Annotated in this window: 16 protein-coding genes; 4 read left to right on the top strand and 12 right to left on the bottom strand. The window is 46.3% G+C overall.

The window, feature by feature from the left end; genetic code table 11:
• Positions 1-60: 60 nt before the first annotated feature.
• The 4 genes from FSB75_RS06435 to FSB75_RS06420 all read right to left on the bottom strand — a co-directional run bounded on the left by FSB75_RS06435 (position 61) and on the right by FSB75_RS06420 (position 7,623).
• Positions 61-1,857, bottom strand: a complete 1,797-nt coding sequence (locus FSB75_RS06435) for a hypothetical protein (protein WP_146784466.1) — start codon at positions 1,855-1,857, stop codon at positions 61-63.
• Positions 1,858-1,939: 82 nt separating this feature from the next.
• On the bottom strand, positions 1,940-3,589 hold the full coding sequence (locus FSB75_RS06430) for a RagB/SusD family nutrient uptake outer membrane protein (RefSeq protein ID WP_146784463.1): 1,650 nt from the start codon (positions 3,587-3,589) through the stop codon (positions 1,940-1,942).
• An 18-nt stretch (positions 3,590-3,607) separates the two neighbouring features.
• Positions 3,608-6,634, bottom strand: coding sequence for a SusC/RagA family TonB-linked outer membrane protein (locus FSB75_RS06425; RefSeq protein ID WP_146784460.1), 3,027 nt, complete (start codon positions 6,632-6,634; stop codon positions 3,608-3,610).
• A 116-nt stretch (positions 6,635-6,750) separates the two neighbouring features.
• Positions 6,751-7,623 (bottom strand): inositol oxygenase family protein, encoded by an 873-nt coding sequence (locus FSB75_RS06420; protein ID WP_146784457.1) that lies wholly within the window; start codon positions 7,621-7,623, stop codon positions 6,751-6,753.
• 216 nt (positions 7,624-7,839) lie between these two features.
• Here FSB75_RS06420 and FSB75_RS06415 point away from each other — a divergent pair, with 216 nt between their 5' ends.
• Positions 7,840-8,862, top strand: a complete 1,023-nt coding sequence (locus FSB75_RS06415; RefSeq protein ID WP_146784454.1) for a LacI family DNA-binding transcriptional regulator — start codon at positions 7,840-7,842, stop codon at positions 8,860-8,862.
• Between the two features lie 51 nt (positions 8,863-8,913).
• Here FSB75_RS06415 and FSB75_RS06410 read toward each other — a convergent pair whose 3' ends face one another.
• Entirely contained in the window at positions 8,914-10,317 is a 1,404-nt protein-coding gene (locus FSB75_RS06410) for a glycoside hydrolase family 27 protein (RefSeq protein ID WP_227990802.1), read from the bottom strand.
• A gap of 332 nt (positions 10,318-10,649) precedes the next feature.
• Here FSB75_RS06410 and FSB75_RS06405 point away from each other — a divergent pair, with 332 nt between their 5' ends.
• From FSB75_RS06405 to FSB75_RS06395, 3 genes are read left to right on the top strand one after another with little or no spacing between them, the layout of a single operon-like run.
• Positions 10,650-11,402 (top strand): SDR family NAD(P)-dependent oxidoreductase, encoded by a 753-nt coding sequence (locus tag FSB75_RS06405; protein WP_146784451.1) that lies wholly within the window; start codon positions 10,650-10,652, stop codon positions 11,400-11,402.
• A gap of 49 nt (positions 11,403-11,451) precedes the next feature.
• Complete coding sequence (locus tag FSB75_RS06400) at positions 11,452-11,799, top strand: carboxymuconolactone decarboxylase family protein (protein WP_227990801.1); 348 nt, start codon at positions 11,452-11,454, stop codon at positions 11,797-11,799.
• A 29-nt stretch (positions 11,800-11,828) separates the two neighbouring features.
• The gene (locus FSB75_RS06395) at positions 11,829-12,389 is read left to right on the top strand and encodes an NADPH-dependent FMN reductase (protein ID WP_146784449.1); all 561 of its coding nucleotides are present in this window, start codon (positions 11,829-11,831) and stop codon (positions 12,387-12,389) included.
• Positions 12,390-12,458: 69 nt separating this feature from the next.
• On the opposite strand, the gene ygiD is transcribed toward FSB75_RS06395, so the two are convergent.
• From ygiD to FSB75_RS06360, 7 genes are all read right to left on the bottom strand, one after another.
• On the bottom strand, positions 12,459-13,391 hold the full coding sequence (gene ygiD / locus FSB75_RS06390; RefSeq protein WP_227990800.1) for a 4,5-DOPA-extradiol-dioxygenase: 933 nt from the start codon (positions 13,389-13,391) through the stop codon (positions 12,459-12,461).
• Between the two features lie 755 nt (positions 13,392-14,146).
• A complete protein-coding gene (locus FSB75_RS06385; protein WP_146784446.1) occupies positions 14,147-15,088 on the bottom strand; it encodes a hypothetical protein in 942 nt (313 codons plus the stop codon).
• On the bottom strand, positions 15,072-16,382 hold the full coding sequence (nrfD, locus tag FSB75_RS06380; protein WP_227990798.1) for an NrfD/PsrC family molybdoenzyme membrane anchor subunit: 1,311 nt from the start codon (positions 16,380-16,382) through the stop codon (positions 15,072-15,074). The genes FSB75_RS06385 and nrfD overlap by 17 nt, the downstream gene beginning before the upstream one ends.
• Positions 16,383-16,397: 15 nt before the next feature.
• Complete coding sequence (locus FSB75_RS06375; protein WP_146784443.1) at positions 16,398-17,312, bottom strand: 4Fe-4S dicluster domain-containing protein; 915 nt, start codon at positions 17,310-17,312, stop codon at positions 16,398-16,400.
• 14 nt (positions 17,313-17,326) lie between these two features.
• On the bottom strand, positions 17,327-17,575 hold the full coding sequence (locus tag FSB75_RS06370) for a hypothetical protein (RefSeq protein WP_146784441.1): 249 nt from the start codon (positions 17,573-17,575) through the stop codon (positions 17,327-17,329).
• A 144-nt stretch (positions 17,576-17,719) separates the two neighbouring features.
• Complete coding sequence (locus FSB75_RS06365) at positions 17,720-18,115, bottom strand: c-type cytochrome (RefSeq protein ID WP_146784439.1); 396 nt, start codon at positions 18,113-18,115, stop codon at positions 17,720-17,722.
• A gap of 111 nt (positions 18,116-18,226) precedes the next feature.
• Positions 18,227-18,754, bottom strand: a complete 528-nt coding sequence (locus FSB75_RS06360; protein WP_146784436.1) for a hypothetical protein — start codon at positions 18,752-18,754, stop codon at positions 18,227-18,229.
• Positions 18,755-18,797: the final 43 nt, after the last annotated feature.

Raw genomic sequence — 18,797 nt, 5'->3', positions numbered from 1 at the left:
GTACTTGCCAGTCATGGAGAAACCAAAAGCATAGTGCATTGTCTCAATATTACACTTACTTTACGAAAAGCTCAGTTTGTGAACAAACGGCGTTACGCCGGTCAGGTATACATGCAGGCCGTTTGTGCGTAGGCTGCCGAAATGTGTGCTGTATCGTTCACCTTCCAAATTTGCAATTGATTTGTGTTTCGTCACGCCGGGACCAAACGAAATTTTGTCGCCGTCAAATTCATAAGTTCCATAACCGCTTTCCAAAAAATAATTTCCGTCTTCCGCCGCTGCAACGCCGCTGAGTGTTCCGCCTTGCCCAAAACAAAGTTCAATGGTAACATTTACGCCGGCTTGTCCTTGCACATCAAAGGTCAATTCGGCCTTCCCGTTTGCTTCCGTCAGGGTTACGGTTGTGTCCAATGTTTTTACGTTGCTAACCGGGCGGTGACTGAAATCCATCTTGTTCCAAAAGCGGTGGTCAATGCTTTCTGAAAGTTCGTAATCGCCGTTTGCCTTTCGAAGATTTTTTGGCAAGGGCTGATAATACGGCACGGATAATTTTTTGTGCAGTTGGTAACCGTTTTCAATCTTCTTTAATCCCTCGCTGTAAAAATAACCGGTGCTAAAAAAGGCAGTGGAAAGACGCAAGTATTTTAAAACGGCAACGCCTTTGCGATAAGCAAAAAAATCGGGACTGCTTGAATGACCCGAAGCAATGATTAAGGGCCAATCCACGCCACCGAAAAATGTTGTCGTTGTATTGTTACGTCTTATGCGCAAAAGGTGGGATTGCGCAAACAACTTTTCGTAATTCACCGCAAGCGCTGCTGGAGCAGGCAATTCTTTTTGTAAAAGTGGTTCTTCCAGGAAAGAAATTAACGCACGGTTTAATACAATTTCTTCGAAGCCTTTCAACCCTTCTATCGTTTTAGCAATGGCCGCAAAAAAATTGTTGTTGTCTTTTATTGCCATGTAGCGGTAAAGCAAGTAATAGTTTACAATGTTCAACGACACAGTAGGATCGGGGCGCATAAATGCATACTGATCTTGCCTGCGCGAATCGTTTGCCACCAGGTCGCCGTTGGGCTCCGAATAATAATACGTCGTTTCCAGGTTTTTCCGCACCGGCTCAAACAAAGCCGGCTTGTTCAGCAAGCGGCCCATTGTTAGATATGCAGTGTTTTCTACAAGCGAATAAATGCGGCTTCGCTCCGCGTAGTTGCCGTCGCTGTTTATGTAAACGCCTTCGCCCAGCCAATCGTTAATGCGGTCAACGTATTTCTTGGCCGGATACAAGGCGTTCACCTTTGCAAGCGCCGCGCTGACGACCCAACGGTGGTTGGGCGTGTGTACACCGCCCACCACCAGGGCGTCTCCTGCTTTGATGAGAAAGGTTTTGATATCGTCTTTTACACGGGCTAAGGCTGTTGCGTTGTCTTTTGCCAATAAAAACATCGCTGCGGTAACGGTTTCCATCACAAAAGCCGTATCGGGTGGCGATTCGAGGTTGCCCACGTTCACCGTACCGTCTTCGGCCTGCGCACGCCGTAATTGTTCGGCTAATTTTTGAAGCGGAATAATGATTGTTTCGCTTTGGTAATAACGCGATGCAGGCGAACAATACGAAGCAGTCAGCGAGGCCAAATCAGCGCCGACTCTCCTGCTAAAAACGCGGTTGTCAAAACTGGAAACCAAAAGTTTTTCTACCTGCGCATCATTGGCCGACACAAGCCTTTTCATCAAAGCTTCATCCAATGTGTTGCGTTGTTGGCTTCCTTGTGCCCATAAGAAATCCGGTTTTACCAGCACCAAGGCGCCAGCCTTTAGCGATTGTTTTAAAAAGGTGCTTCGGTCCATCTTGTTCATTTGCAAAAAAGTTTGTATGGCGCTATACAAAAATATCAGGGTGAACTAGCCCTGATATTTTTATAAGCGATGAAAACGCGAATCAATATCCGGGATTTTGCACCAGCGCACTGTTTACCGCAAAGGCATTCGTCGGAATGGGAAAGATGCGGCGATAGGTATCTGCGTTGGTTTTAAAGCCCCAACTGCCTTCATATTTCCCGTAACGAATCATGTCGTTGCGACGCCAGCCTTCCCAGGCAAATTCGCGGCCTCTTTCTGCATAAATATCGTCCAGCGTTACGGCTGCCCAAGGCGCCGATGTGCTTCGTTGTGCACGCAGCATGTTCACGAGTGACAAAGCGCTCTGGCCCAACGTAGCCGTACCGCCGCGTAAAATAGCCTCGGCTTTCATCAGGATAATATCGCTGTAACGAAACACCGGTATGTCGTTGTTCTGGTTACGCGATGTGGATGTTGCATCGGGGTAAAACTTGATGTTGCGGTAACCGGTTGTCCAGGCAATTTCATCATTGCCTACGTCGAAAGAAGCAACGCTTTGACGTAACGTAATGTTGGGTCTCAGGTTTAACTGGAACGTGTAAGAGGCATTGGGATTAGGCCCTGTATAAAACTGGTCGTAGCCAAGATTTGTCGTGGTGATGGTAATCGGCGTTACACCGTCGCGTTGAAATTGTGGCCCTGTTAACCATTGCTTGTTGCGAACATCGTTCGGGTCATTAAAGTTGGCGTAGAACTCGGGGAGCGTAGCCGCCGGGCCGCCCGGTACGTAAGGAATGTTGAAATAATTGTAACCCGCACCGGCCGCCACTTTACCCATTGACCGCGGCACATCGTAACGGGCCTTGTAATTGGCAGAACGACCCAGGAAACCGCTTGCCGTAGCATCAAAGGGAATCGCGAAAATAAATTCTTCCTTGCTGCCCGGCGATGTGGGACCATTCGTGGGATAAAACATCACTAAGTAGTTTGCCATAGATGCGAGAGAAAACTTACCCGAGTTAATGACGGCGTCGCAAGCCGCAATGCATTCATTCCATTTAGCCGCACCGGTATAATACTGGGCGTTCAAGTACATTTTTGCAAGAAGCGCATAAGCCATCCACTTTGTTGGCCGGCCATATGTTGTGATGTCGTTCACTGTGCTCAAGTCAGGCAGTGCGGCGTTAATTTCTGATTCGATAAAACTAAACACCTGCGCTCTTGGTGTATTGGGCTTCGGCGAAAAGTCGCCGTAGGTTGTAACAATCGGTACGTTGCCGTAATTGTCCATCAACATAAAATATGTCAGGGCCCGCACCATTTTCATCTCTGCCAAATACATGCGCTTTGTAGCGCCTTCGGGCATGTTTGCCGTAAGGATTGAAATAGCCTGATTGCAAGTACCCACGATGGTTGTGAGCCAAGCCCAGTTGCCGTTTACATAACCGTTGTCGCGGTTCCAGCTGTGATAATGCATCTGCTGGTTCTGCGCACCGTCAAACCAGTTGCCGCCATAGGCCGGCAGGATCATTTCGTCCGTGCTTTCGGATTGCTGAAAGAAATATTCGGTTGCCCAGTTTCCGCGCAGCGCCACGTAAGCGGGACCCGTGGTTTGCACGAATTGCGATGAATCCTTGGGGAATACATCCGGGGTTAATTCTGATGTTACCGGTAAATCAATTTTATGACAGGAAGAAAGCAAACTCACAACGAGAATCGGCAAGCCTACCTGTTTTATCATCTTTTTCATATAATTCGTTTAGCTTTTTTAGAATGATACGTTTACACCCAACAACACGGTTCTTGTTTTTGGATAGAAGTTGTTGTAATCAACGCCCGGTGCAATACCGCCCTGATTCACTTCCGGATCAACGCCGGTAAACTTAGTGATAACGAATAAATTGTTCACCGAAGCATAAACCCGGAACGACTTTATGTACTGATTGAATTGCTTGAAACTGTAACCAAGCGTAGCGTTATCAAAGCGAACATAGCTGCCGCTTTCAATGAAACGATCGGAATAGCGATAAGCATTGTAGTCGGCGGTTGATTCATCCCCAGCCGATACAAGGATGTTGGTGTACTGCGCCGTATTGGGACGGAACAAATCAGCTTTTGTCGCGTTGAATATTTTGTTGCCAAACACACCGCGAATAAAAATATTCAGGTCGAATGTTTTGTAGCGGAACGTATTGTTCCAACCCAACAAAAGTTTAGGCTGTGCATCGCCGAGGTAATGATAATCGGTTCCGCGAATGGGTGTTGTCGTAAGCGTTTTACCATCAGCCGCTACGTATTGCGATACACCCGCAGAATTTTTACCTGCGTATTGAAAGGTGAAGAACTGGCCAACGGGATGGCCCACTTTCAGCAACTCCAGCGAACTACCCGATTGGCCTGCGCCTTCGGGAAAAGCAACGGCCACCGAATCGCCGCCAATGAAAGAGGGATTACTCAGGCTGGTAATTTTATTCACGTTGTGCGCCAGGTTTACTCTTGTCGTCCACATAAAGTTTTTGGTGCTTACCGGCGAATAATTCAAGCTTAATTCGATGCCTTTGTTGTTAATGCTGCCACCATTTGCCGTAATGTTACCCACCGGCACCAACATCGGATCAACCTTGTAATTGTAAATCATGTTGGTGGTGTTTTTGTTGTACCAATCCAGCGTGCCGTTCAGTTTTCCTTTTAAGAGAGTAAAGTCAAAACCGATGTTTGTCGTTGTAATTTTTTCCCATTCCAAATCAGGATTTGCGGCATGTACAGGCCCGTAGGCAGCGGTCAATACACCGTTGTAATAAAAAGTGCCAAGGCTTCCCGAACTGAATTTTGCCGTCAACGGATCGAAGCCAAGCGAGTTGCCGGTAACGCCGTAACTGGCCCGCAATTTCAAGTCATTGAAAATTGTTTGATTGCGCATAAAATCTTCCTGGCTCATACGCCAGGCCACAGCCGCAGCAGGAAAATATCCCCATTGCTTGTTGGCGCCAAACACCGAACCGCCGTCTCTGCGAATAGAAGCCTGCAACAAGTACTTCTCTTTGAAATTATAATTCAGCCTTGCGAAGTCTGAGATGGAACGGATCTTCTGGTAAGCGCCACCGCCAAGGTTAATGCGGAAGGAAGGAATCGCGTAAGGATTGCTCAGCGCAAAGTTCAGGTAGCCGGTGTTGTCCACCGTAAAGTTGGTGCTGCTGGCCTGCACGCCGTCGTTGTTGATATTTTGCTGCCAGGAATAACCCAACACGGCGTTGATGCTGTGCGCACCAAACTTTCGCTGCCAGGTGAAAAATGTTTCCAATATGTTTTGTGTACTTTGATAAGCGCCGCGATAAGCCTGTCCATTTGTGCCAAATGATTGCAAACCGTGACCATAGGTTGTCGGGTCCGGGTTGTCATACATATTGTTGTAATTCGACGTAAAATATTTATCGAGGTAAGAACTGTTTAGATAATTATAGCGCTGATAACTCAGGCTCAAATCATAGCTCAATCCCCACGGAAGTTTTACCTGCGTGGTAAAATTGCCGATCGTGGTGCTGTACTTGTTGTTTGCCTGGCTGTTCTTCATCATGGCCACAGGATTGTAATAATTCTGCTTAGTCAGGTTTTCAAAATAGGTCCCGTCAGCATTCATGATAGGAGATACTGGCAGATACAAAGCCGATTGTAACAGCACGGTGTTGCGGTAAGCAATGTCGTTTGCATTGCTCGTGCTGTTAGTAACGGTTAAGCCAAATTTCACGCGGTCGTTCAGCGCATATTGTTCCATGGACAGACGGCCAATAAAACGTTCCAAGTCGCTGCCTTTTAAAATGCCTTGCTTTTGGATGTAGTTCACACTGGCGCTGTAGGTGCCATGTTCACTGCCACCACTAAACGACAAGTTATGATTGGTAGAAAGGGCATTATCGCGTTCGACCGCTTTTTGCCAGTCAGTATTGGCTCCCTTGTCATCGGCCGGGGTAAAGGATAAATTGTTTTTTGCAAGAAAGGAGCGCAGTTGACTTGCGTCCATCATCTTTAACTGTCCCGATACACTCTCAACACCAACATAGCCATTGTAAGAAATCTGTGTTTGTCCTTTGCGGCCGCGTTTTGTGGTAACAATGATGACACCGTTGGCTGCACGGTTGCCGTAAATGGCGGTTGCTGCTGCGTCCTTCAATACATCAATGGAGGCAACGTCGTCGGGAGCAATGGTGGCAATGTCCGCGCCGGGCACACCGTCAATTACGTAGTACGGTCCGCCGGGACTGTTGATGGTGGAAGCGCCACGCAAAATAACAGCCGCCGAACGGTTTGGATCGCCGCTGGCTGTAATGTTTAGGCCGGGCACTTTGCCCTGCAGCAGTTGACCCACATCGGCAATGGCGCCGCGGTTAAGTTCTTCGGGTTTCACGGTTGTAACGGAAGTCGTCAGCGTTCGGCGTGAACTGCTGCCGTAACCCACAATCACCACATCACTCAAAGTATTTGACGCTGTGCTCATCGAAACGGTGTAATCGTTTTCCCTGGTCACAGGCACCTCAACGGTGCTGTAACCAACAGCACTAAACACCAGGGTTTCGCCTTCGGCAGCCTGGATGCTGAAAGTGCCAGACGCCTCGGAAGCCTTGCTGCGGCCTTTTCCTTTTACGGTAATGGTTGCGCCGGCAATGCCGGCACCTTTGTCGTCTTTGACGATGCCTTTGATTTCTTTTGATTGCGTCCAGGCATAGAACGGGGCCGCAAAAAGGAGCAGAAGCAAGATGTGCGCTTTGTTCCTTACCAAATAATCAAGTTGTCTTCTCATAAAAACCTTTTTTTAAATCAGTCAATAAAAAACCTGTGAAACCTGTGGTTGCGCAGTGGGGTTAAGGCTTGTCGAAGCCATCGTCGCAAGAAACGTAGAAATTCGAGTCCGTTCGCTTAAAACTTTAATTCAGCCGGAAGATATTTTTTCACGAGGCTTTCGTAGTAAGGCTTCAACTCGTTCCAGTTGGGAGGGGTTGGATTTTTCGAGTACAAATCATATGGATTAAAAAGTTGCACCCATTTGAGCATGTCGCGGTCATGGCTATCAAGCAAATAATCGTATGCGCCTTCGCGGTGCCAGGCATAAAACGAATGATAGCGCAGCATGTACAATCCTTCTTCAGGAATGTAATCTTTCAGCATTTGGTACACGTATTCGTCGTGGCCCCACGACATGGTAACGTTCCGAAGCCCGCAGCCTTTTTCGTAAACGCCGAGTTGCGTACTGAATGTTGGGTTTGCGTAGTCGGGGTTTTGCTGAAAAAATTCGGGGTAAACAACTTTGTTGGAATAAGCGCAACCCACGGGAAACGTATCGCCTACAACGGCCCATTGCGGTTCGCCAAAGAGACACAAAACCTTGCCCATGTCGTGCATCAATCCGGTGAGTACCATCCAATCAGGATGACCGTCGGCGCGAATGGATTCCGAGGTTTGCAAGAGGTGTTGCAATTGGCTTAAATCCGTATCGGGATCGGAATCATCAACCAATTGATTTAAAAATTCAAAGGCATCCCAAACGGTCATTTGCGCTTTGCTGAAGGAGAGAAACTCGTTGCGCTTTTGTTGTACAAAATCGAAGGTTTGATGCGTGTGATTGAGCCGGTAGAATTCTTTCACCGTGTCGCGAACAGGCGCTTCGTAATTGCGGTATTCGTCAACCGTCTTTTCCTTTGCAATGGAATCCGGATCGGGATAGCGGCGAAGAACGTCCTCTTCCCATTCGTCAAGGCTTTTAAGCGGCGCGGCGCTTGATTTTTCATTCATATAAGTAAATCGTTGGTTTGCCCTTTTCGTTGTTGCGGGTCGTGTGAGAAGAAGCCCGCTGTGTGTGTATTCGTCGTTTGACACCTTGCTATGGCCGTAGCAACGGTGTTCAATTGTGCAGCTAATTTGAATTTTATTTCAAAGCAGCGGCTCAAAAAATGAAACTATATTTACGAAACCGGTTTCGGTCAAAGCGCACCATTTCGCTTTCCGTTTATGAGCAACATCAACATCAATGAACTCGCCAAACGATTGAACCTTTCCAAAGGCACCGTATCAAAAGCGCTTCGCGACAGCTACGAAATCAGCGAGCAAACCAAAACAAAAGTTTTGCAGTTGGCCGAGCAACTTCATTACATTCCCAACCCTTACGCAAGCAGCCTGCGGCGAAAAAAAAGCAACACCATCGGCGTTGTGATTCCCGAAGTAATGGACAGTTATTTTTCACGTGCCATCAAGGGCATTGAGTCGGTAGCACGAGAAAAAGGCTATCACGTATTGGTGTATCTCACATACGAAAGCTTTGAACGGGAAAAAGCCATTTTAAACGACTTTTCAAGTGGCCGCGTGGACGGTGTTTTGCTTTCGGTTTCCAGTGAAACGGCAAACGAAAATCACGTGGAGGAAACGATGGCAAAAAAGATTCCGGTTGTTTTTTTTGACCGTGTGCTGGAGAACGTGCATACGGCGAAAATTACGACCAATGATTTTGAAAGTTGTTACGAAGCGACACATCATTTGTTGCAACAAGGCTGTAAGAAAATCGCTTACCTTTCCATTTCCGAGCACCTGCACATCATCAACAAACGCATGGAAGGCTACAAGCAAGCCCTGTTCGACCACGGACAAACACACAGCGGCGCAAACGTAATAGCCTGCTGCGACGACAATGAAAAAAACTACGCTCTTTTATTGAAAATACTTAAAGCAAACAATCGCCCCGATGGCATCATTGCTTCGGTGGAAAAACTTACGACGCCTGTTTATTTAGCGTGTAAAAATTTAAACCTTTCCATTCCGGAGGCTGTTAAAATAGTAAGCTTTTCCAATTGGGAAGCGGCGCCTATTTTGCGTCCGTCTTTGACCACTGTTACGCAACCGGCTTTCGAAATGGGAGAGGCTGCGGCTACCGCATTGTTCAATCTTTTGGGGAAAAGAAATTACAGCCTTCTAAACGAAAACACAACCCTTCCGTCAACGCTTGTTGTTCGCGAATCTTCGGTGTTTAACCGTTCTTAATTTCCGGATAATATTGTTTGTCGAAAGAGCCGGTAACAAGAATAATGCTGCTTATTGTTTTTTCATCACCAGCTTGTACAAACCCGCGCCATGTGCGTTAATTGCCGGCGCAAATTTTCCACTCGCATTGTCAAGCTTTTTCCCGCTCCATAAATCGGTTACGGTGTACGTCGAATTCAGCCCAATATCTTGTAAACTTATTTCAATTGCCGAAGGATTATCAGCTTTGTTAAACACCGCAAGATATTTTGCACCCGTTCCCGGTTCGTCGGCTGTCCATGCGGCTTTGGTTGCTTCGTTAAAAAGCGGACGGTTGTTGGTGCTTTTGTTTAAAACAGCCAAAACATTTTTATTGGTAAGCAAGGAAAGTGTGAAGTCGTCGTTATCGGGAAGATTGCCGCCAAACATCAGCGGCGATTTAAAGATGCACCACAACGTCATCAACGTTATTTGCTCGTCTTTTGTAAAAGTTGTCATTCGCGGATTACCGCGTTCGGCGCGAATGCCGATACGGCCAAGCGGCAACATGTCGCCATCGGGATATGCGCCGTAGCTGCGCCACTTGTTCCAGCGGTCAAACACTTCAAAATGTTCTTTCAGTTGTTTCCAGTTGTCCCAAAAATCGCCAACGGTACGCCACATGTTTGCGTGTTGCTTTACGTGTTCGGCATGCGCCATCGGCGTTTCGCCCGGCGATGTACTCAAGACAATTTTTCGTCCCGTGCGGTCTATCGCTTTGCGAATCATTTCCACTTCACCGGCGAAATAAATAGGAGAGGAGAGATCGTCCACTTTTACAAAATCAAGTCCCCACGAAGCATACATTTCAAAGAGTGCATTGTAGTATTCCTGCGCACCTTCTTTGTCCGGCAAAACGGTATACATATCGTGCAACCATTTACACTGGTCTTTCTCGGAAAAAATGTCCCCTGCTGTTTTTGTTGTTCCTTTTATCGGCAGATTTTTCTTCACGGCTTCTACCGGTACACCGCGCATGATGTGAATGCCAAACTTCAATCCTTTTTTGTGCAGGTAATCGGCCAGCGGTTTAAAGCCTTCGCCGCCGGCTGCGGAAGGAAAACGGTTGACGGCGGGTTGAAAACGCCCCCATTCATCCATGTTGTACTGCGGATCTTTTTCGTTGTAACCGTGCGCCTTGTCATTGGCTACGTACCAGCGAATGTCAACGACAATGTATTGCCAGCCGTAATCTCTTAAGTGTGCGGCCATGTAGTCGGCGTTTGCTTTTACTTCGGCTTCCGTAACCGTCGGTCCAAAACAATCCCAACTGTTCCACCCCATCGGCGGTGTGGGCGCCCAGGCATGAAAGTATCTTGGTGTGTTATCTTCCTTTCTACTGGATTGTTGCGCAGACAGAATTTGCGAGCCGCAAAGCACAAGTGCAAAAAGAGCCGATGTCTTTATCTGTGATTTCCTGTTAATGACGCTTCTCACTTTTTTGGGGTCAAGTTAATTGATTGAGCGTACACAGAAAACATGCGCAAGTATTTTAAAGCGTTGTAACTTCAAGACACAAAACTCCTGCATCAAAATTTCTTTGCAGTATTCCTGTCAAAAGCCAGCGCAGAACAAAGCGTAATCCAAACGAAAACACGATCCTGCTTGCATTTTTTACCAAGTTGACTTCAATGAAAAAGTATTGAATTCTGTTTTGACCATGAACGTCGAAACTTAGCTTTTGAAAGGAATGTCAAACCCGTTATTCTGATTAGGTATTTAAGACACGCACCGTTTGCGAAAAAAAATTAACCAGTAAAAATTAGTTTATGAAAATTTTGGAAAACAAAGTCGCCATTGTTACCGGCGCAGGTTCAGGCATTGGCAAAGCCATTGCTCTTTTGTATGCTGCCGAAGGCGCAAAAGTGGTGGTTTCCGACATCGGCGAAAAAGGCGGCAACGAAGTGGTACAAGAAATTAAATCGCAAGGCGGACAAGCTATTTTCGCCAAAGCCGATTCGTCAAAGCCGGATGACAACAAGCAGCTTGTGGAGACGGCCGTTCAACAATTTGGCGGATTGCACATTGCCGTGAATAACGCCGGCATTGGCGGCCCTCTTGGCCCTGTTGGCGATTATCCTCTTGACGGGTGGGAGAAAGTTATTTCGATTAATCTTTCCGGCGTGTTTTACGGTCTTCGTTATCAAATTCCGGCCATGCTCAAGGCCGGCGGCGGCAGCATTGTAAACATGGCCTCTATTCTGGCCAAAGTTGGTACCAAAGGCTCCTGCGCCTACGTGGCCGCGAAACACGGCGTGGTGGGACTTACCGAAACGGCGGCGCTGGAATACGCTGCGCAAAACATCCGCGTAAACGCAATTGGGCCGGGCTATATTTTAACGCCCCTGCTCACCAATTCGCTGGACGACGCTACTATGAAATCTCTTGTAGGGTTTCATCCGATGGGCCGCCTTGGCAAAGCCGAAGAAGTAGCCAGCCTTGCGCTCTGGCTTAACTCGGATAAAGCATCGTTTGTAACCGGATCGTATTACAATGTGGACGGCGGTTACCTGGCTCAGTGAAATCAAAATCCTTTTTAACTCAAACACTTTTATCTCTAAATCAAAAGCCATGATGCTTGATTGGAATGAATATCAAAAACAAATTCAACAACGGGTTATAGAAATCGGGCGAACCAACCATGACGTAGTAAAAGGCTACCGCGAACTGACCAATGCGGGGAATTCGACAAACCTGTTAGGTGCCAAAGTAAGAGAACTGATTGCACTGGCCGTTGCCGTTACCCGGCAATGTGACGGCTGTATTGTAACACACACCGATGCCGCTATCAAACAAGGTGCGACGAAAGAAGAAATCGTAGAAGCATTAAGTGTAGCCGTTGCCATCAATGCGGGTGCGGCGTTGATCTTTTCATCAAGAGTGATGGATGCTTTCAACGCAAAGATTGCTGCTCTGTAAGTGCTTACAAAAAATCGAAAGCAAAGAACATGTACAACATTGCTTTAGTTTCCTCAAGCGTTCGCATTGGCCGAAACAGTCAAAGGGTTGCCTTGTTTTTGAACAACTACATTAAGGAAAACAATTTGGCAACCGTTGACCTGATTGACCTTTGTGAGTATAAATTTCCGGTGTTTGATGAACGCTTGCGTTATATGAAAGATCCTCCTGCAAACGTTTTACAGTTTGCAGAAAGGATCATCAAAGCCGAAGGCGTTATCGTGGTAACTCCGGAATACAACGGCGGCTATCCCGCTGCTTTAAAGAATGCCATTGATCTTTTGTACCCGGAATGGAAGCGAAAGCCTGTTGGATTATCCACGGTTTCTGCGGGTTCATTTGGTGGCGCACAAGTGGGCCCTTCGCTGGCGTTTTTATTTGTAAGAATTGGAGCCCTGGTTACGCCGGCTGTCTTTCGCGTTCCCACTGTACAAAATTCGTACGACGAAAACGGCGTTCCCGTTGATAAGGAAGCAAGCGACAGGAGAGCCAAAACCTTTTTGGATGAATTCTTCTGGCTGGTGGAAGCAAGAAAAAGAATGAGCGATTAACCGTCAGGAGATGATGCAACCAGTAAAAGTTGTTTCGAAATCCGTTTTGAATCGCGGTACCGGCAGGTTTTATCCAAACTTCACTGAAGTCATCGTAAGCGAACCACCGACTGCTTTATCGTTAAAGAAAGAAACATCATCCTTGTTTCCTTTCAACGATAATGTGTAAAGCAAGGGCCAATAGTGCTCGGGCGTTGGGATTGATAACAAAGCCTCTCTTCCAAGCGATTGATAATTGATCAATTGATCGTGTTTGCCGTTGCCGATAAGATCTTTAAACTTTTCATTCATCTGCAAAGCCCAATCATAACCGTATTCGTTTTCGTTTAATTTATCCCATGCTACCATCCTTAAATTGTGAACCATGTTGCCGCTGCCAATGATTAATACACCTTTCTTTCTTAAGCTGTAGATTTCCTTTGCCAAATCATAATGGTATTGCGGGCCTTTTGTGTAATCAATGCTCAATTGCAAAACCGGAATGTTCGCTTCAGGATACATGTGGCGAATGATGGTCCATGCGCCATGATCCAATCCCCAGTCATGATCCAGTTCAACTTGTGTTGATGAAATGATGGATTTGGTTTCTCTTGCCAATTGAACATCGCCGGGAGCCGGGTATTGCACATCAAACAATTCCTGCGGAAAACCACCGAAATCGTGAATGGTTTTAGGGAAATCCATAGCCGTAATTCTTGTGCCTTTGCTTAACCAATGTGCTGATATGACCAATGCAGCTTTCGGCACGGGTATTTCTTTGGCCATGGCTTTCCAGCGTTGACTGAATTCATTGTCTTCAATTCCGTTCATTGGTGAGCCGTGGCCGATAAAAAGAACGGGCATCAGTTCATCCTGCTCTTTCAGTTCGTTGGTGAATCTATTGAATGCTGATAAGTTGTTCATGTTGTTACTCCTTGTTTTTTTGATTTCTTCTTTATCAATGGGCTTCTCAGTTAATTCTTCATAGAGTTGAATTCCTGACTTCAAATCCAAATCCTTCATTTGGCTCTGTCTTCCGGCGAAACAGTTTATTTTCTGTACCGGTTTTGTAGAAGCTTTATTACAAGTTGGTTTGGTACGGCAAATCTACCGCGCAACAAGGCCTTAGTCCATTGCCATAGAACAAGAAATAACATTGATAAACATCAATGAAATGAGTTGATGTAAAGAAAAAAGGTGAGGGCGGCTACGTTAAATTTATAAGAGACCATCTGAAGCTTTTGCATAAGCATGTTTGAACCAATTCTTGTTAAAATCATTTCTTCGCATCAGATTGCAACAACGTTGGCAGGGATGCATTTCGCCACGAAACCATCCTAACCAGGATTCAAGCAAAACATCATGATAATTCAGCAAACCCAAGTGCTTAATGGGCAATTAAACGGTGCGCTAAAAACTGGCTTTGGGATGATGACAACGGCAGCATTCCTTCGGCTAAATGCCCGATAGGTGTTGAACCCGTCGCAAGACATTTATACCGTTCTCTCTCTCTCTTGAATTGTTCCTTTCGATGGCAGTGGTGTAATACGGTACGTATTACTATCCAACATTCTCGCAGTAGTAGAGGAAAAAAGCATGGCAACGATAAGTACAAATTTCAGTACGGCAAATGCTTTGAATAAAGTTGACAGTTTCAAAATTATTCCGGTTGTGATCCCAAAAACAAAACGCCTTGCAAGTTGCAGGCGCTTGTTTTTGGGATCACACAATCAAAATAACCTTTCGATTTTTTTGTGTAGAAAATATCAAAGCATGATTTATGCTTTGGTCAATGCCTGTTCTTTTTTCTGCGGCAGGGGCGAAGCTGTTTGGGGCTGTGTTCCCTTGCCGATCTTCTTAATCTTTCTGATTTGAAAAATAAGGTAAAAAATCACGGCCCACACACCGGCCATGATAGAGCCTGCCATCAGAAGAAGCCAATACGGTGCCTTGTTTCTTGTTCCCCACAAAGAACGTTTGTCAAAATTTGTTTCGCTCTTTTTGAACTGTCCCCAGGGAACGGTTTTCTCGAAAGAAAGATTGCCGTATTGTTCGTTGTCTTCTGTTTTGGCCACCAGCACAATGTTGTTTTTGCCATCTATCGCAGGGAGATTTATGAGTTTAAATTCACCGCTTGCGCCGCCCGTTGAGTCCGTGGTATAAGTTTCTTCTTCACCAACTTTTAAATCACCGCCAAGACGACGTACACCAATTTTCAATTCCACACCTTTTTCCGGCACCCAGCCGCTGCTGTCAAACGCAAGTACGTGTGCGGTTACTTTTCTTGTGCCGTCTTCGTTTAGTGTGTCCAGCACAATTTTGGCCTTTGTAATTGCCAGTTCCGTTGTGCTTTCGTCAAACTTTTTTGTTTTTTCTGAAACGGCGATGAACTTGTGATTCGTTGCCGTTGCCCATTTGTCTTTTAGCGATGGCGGAACAATGCTTTTGGCTTCTCCTTTCTCATCGGTTTTCACTTTGCCAATGAGGTTATCGGCATTTGCTTCGTCCAGATATAAGTTCAGCACAGCGCCTGTTACGGGTTGCAGTTTGTTGTCTTCCTTTACCATTGTTTTCACTTTCAGGTATTGCAACGACCCGTTCTGGTTGAAGTAGCGCAGGTTCACGGAAAGCTCCGGCTTTTCTCCCTGGGCAAAAAGCACAGTGCAAAATGCAAGCGCAAGCGCAAGACAAATGGGTTTTGGTTTATGCAGCTTTTTCATCTTCGGTAATTGTTTCTTGAATAGGAATGATAGGAAACACCCGGGCAAAGAAGGTGATCACCAGCAGTGCGCCGGCAAGCGAACCCAATGCAATGGCCCATTCTTCCCAACTGGGGAAATAGTGATGATAGTTTGCCGGCGCATCGTGCATGGGCAGGAATGGATGCAGCAGCGTAGGCGTTACAATCAGGTAGCGTTTGAACCACGCACCCACCACCACCATGATTCCTGCAATAAACATCGGCAAGGGTTTGCGTCCGGCTTTAAACACAAGAATGCAAATTGGCAAGATCATGCCTACCAAAATGGCAAACCAAAAAAGCGGCGCAAACTCACCTGCAAAAAGCGTTGTCAGGTGCTCGTCTTCCGTACGTTTCATTTTAAAGGCAGGCACCAGGTATTCGTTTACGTTGAAGTAGAGGTAGAGCAAAGCAAGCATCACAACGATGCGGCCCATTTTTTCAAAGTGTATTTCGGTGATGTATTTTTCCAGCTTGTAATAGCGTCGGAAAACATACATGGCTACTACCACGGCGCCGGCGCCAACCAGAAAAGCACCAGAAATAAAATAAGCGCCAAAATTGGTGCTGTCCCAGCCGGGACGATAGGTGGTTGCAAACAGCCATGAGGTTACGGTGTGAATGCAAAAGGCAACGGGTATGATGGTAATACAAAGAATGTTGATGGCTTTGTCGCTGATCCTGATTTGTTGTGCTGTACCCCGCCAGAACGTTCCCAAAACGGTGTACATCTTTGTCAGCCATTTTGGTTGTGCGGCTTTGTTCGCCAGCAGAATTTTTAAATCGGGCAACAAGGGAAAGTAAAGCAGCAACAGCGAGATGAAAAAATAAGTTGTAATCACAATCACGTCCCACATAATAGGCGACTGAATACGGCCATAGAGAAAAAGATTGTAAAACCTGTCTGGCCGGCCCATGTCAACAATGATGATAATGGACGCAAACACAATGGCCGATACCGCAATGATTTCGGCAATGCGTGTGAGCGGTGTGCTCCAGTGTACGTTGGCGAGGCGCAACACAGCGGTGATAAGCGAACCGACAAGGCTAATGGCTACGAAGAACACGAAGTTGGAAATGTAAATGCCCCAGGAAACATAGTCGCCCATGTTGGTGACGGAGAGACCCCGGGTTAATTGGCGGTAATAAGCAAAGGCACCAACCAAACAAAAGGCAAGAAGAATAGAAACCCAAATCATTCCGCGGCGGCCAAATTTTTGAGGCAGCAAATCAGCGGTGATTCGTTCCGGTGATAAAGCAGTTGACGTATTCACGGTAAAGTGTTTTAGTTAACTTTTTTGTTTTTCGTTTTCCAGTCCCACTTCAAAGGGGAAGTTGCGATTGACGGGCGGCAGATAATAAACGCGGGGCTTGGTGCCCAAATCTTCCATCAGCCGATAACCTGCTTTGTCGCGTACCAATTCGCTGAAGCGGAACGTTTCCGCACCGTTGGTAACGGTGTCTTCGTTCATGTCGCCGAAGAAGAACACGCCGTTCGGACAAGCCTGCACGCAATGCGGCAATTCGCCGTGACGCACCATATCGGGACAGAAATCGCATTTTCCCACCGTGCCTATTTTTTGCGGCACGCTGGTTTCCGGTGAGTAGCAAAGATTTTTTATGTCTTCGGTTACACCCGGCTCTTCCCAATTAAACACCCTTGTGGAATAAGGACAGGCGGCCATGCAAAAACGGCAGCCGATACAACGATCCGCGTCAATCAATACAATGCCGTCCTCTCGCTTGAAGGTGGCATCAACAGGACATACCTTGGTGCAAGGCGGTTCGTCGCAATGCATACACGTAGTGGGTTGCCAGAATTTTGCGGTGTGTTCGCCTTCTTGCATTGGGTGCACCTTGATCCAGTTTTGCCCTGGGTGAATGTGGTGCATGTGGTTGCAGGCCGATTGGCACTTCTTGAGGTTTTTACAACGCGACAGGTCAATCACCATCACGAAGCTTTTGCCGGCAATGCCCATTCGGGCCGCGGAGTTGCTGACGGTTGGTAAATCAGGTACCGGTTTCAAAAAAGCTTTATCAACCTCAATTACGTCTCCATCAACAGACAGAAGTTTTACTTTTTCACCCGATGGCAACACCGAGTTGTCTTCGGGTGTAAAGACACCGGCTTTGTTACAGCTGACCGCTAACCCGGCCAAAAGGCCTGTTGCAATAAGTTCTCTCCTGGAAAGTTCTTTTTTCATTTGCTATGGTTTGATTAGAGCGTGGATTTTTTTTCAGTAATCCAGGTATGTATGTCTTCGGGTGCAATTTTCTTTTTCTTGTCGGGAATGGCCGCTATATCAACCGTTACGAGCTTGCCGTCTTGCGTTAGCATCTTCACGGTCTTTGTTTCCTTTTTTTTATTGGAAGAGCGTAAAAAAGCAGGTACAGTCAAAAGCGAGGAGATGCCCAATCCCCAGGAAAGAAATTTTTTGCGGGAGAGTGGTTTAGTTTGCGTTCCCATAAATAATTTGATTGTGTAAGTGAAAGTAGGCGAGTAAAGAAGCAGGTTTTGCAACCTTGGTCAGGCCTGGCAGTGATTGTTGTCATTTATAAAAAAGCCGGACTTGGTTTAAGTCCGGCGCTACAGCCAACTGCGTTCAAACTATTATTTTTTGAACGTGCGGATGTAATTAACTACAGACCAGATTTCTTCCGGGTCGCTGATTTTCTTTTTGAAAGAAGGCATGTCTCCGCGTCCTTCGTTCGTTTTGTAAAACAAAGCGCCATCGCTCTGTCCCTGTACATCTGCTTTGGTAAAGTCATTGGGCAGGGTTTTTAATTGAGCGGCTTTGGAACCGTCGCCCTTGCCCAATTTGCCGTGACAAGACTGGCAGTCTTTTGCCCAAATCTCTTTTCCCGTGGCCAATGACGTTGCATCGGATTTAACGGGATTGGGCATTTTGCTGAACTTGTCCGGAACCGGCCAGGGATCGTTTGGCAACGCTGTAAAACTTGCCAGCACAACAGTTAATCCGGCTAAAAGAATGGTATTCTTTTTCATAAACGGTAATTTGATTTAGAAATCGTGTTATCTAAGAGGCGGAACAAACTTATTCAGGGCATCCTGACATCTTTATGACAATCATCACCGCTGGCAATGACTTTGCACCCGTCAATGCTTCGATTGCATTTGCCTTTTGTTAGAAAAATAATCAGGCACTCCGGTATCAATGTTCATCATGTCAATTAGCAACGGCGCTTGGTGTACGTCAAAAACAAACAGCCCGGAGGGATCTTGTTTGTTCAAATCAATAAGTGTTGTTGTATTGTCTGCTTTTTTAAAAAGCAGGAAGCGAACGTTCCTTGCTTCTACGATTTTAAGTCGCGGCCAATTTGTTTTCAAAAACTGATGTGCGTTTCTGATTTGATAAAAGTATTCGTGCTCACTGCTTTTGAAAACCCCTTTGTCGGTTACCGCTTTTATTTTTTGGAGCTGCAAACTGTCGGGTTCAAAAAAAACAGCGGCTTTTGTGTTGATTGTAAGCGTGTCTTCAAAAGACGAACCGGGCTTTGACGGATGCTGTTCGTTCATGTGCGCCCTTGCCTGTTCATGGGCCGTTTGCGGTCCCTGTTTGCAAGCGTATAGCAAAACAAACAATAGAAGCAAGTTGAACGCTTTTTTTGGAAAAGAAACCGGCATGAGAGGCGATGTTTTAGCACAAAAAGAGAAGTCCCAAGTGACA

The organism is Flavisolibacter ginsenosidimutans, assembly GCF_007970805.1.
Taxonomy (GTDB): Bacteria; Bacteroidota; Bacteroidia; order Chitinophagales; family Chitinophagaceae; genus Flavisolibacter; species Flavisolibacter ginsenosidimutans.
The sequence above is the reverse complement of the archived record's forward strand: the minus strand, read 5'-3'. Positions and strand labels throughout refer to the sequence as shown.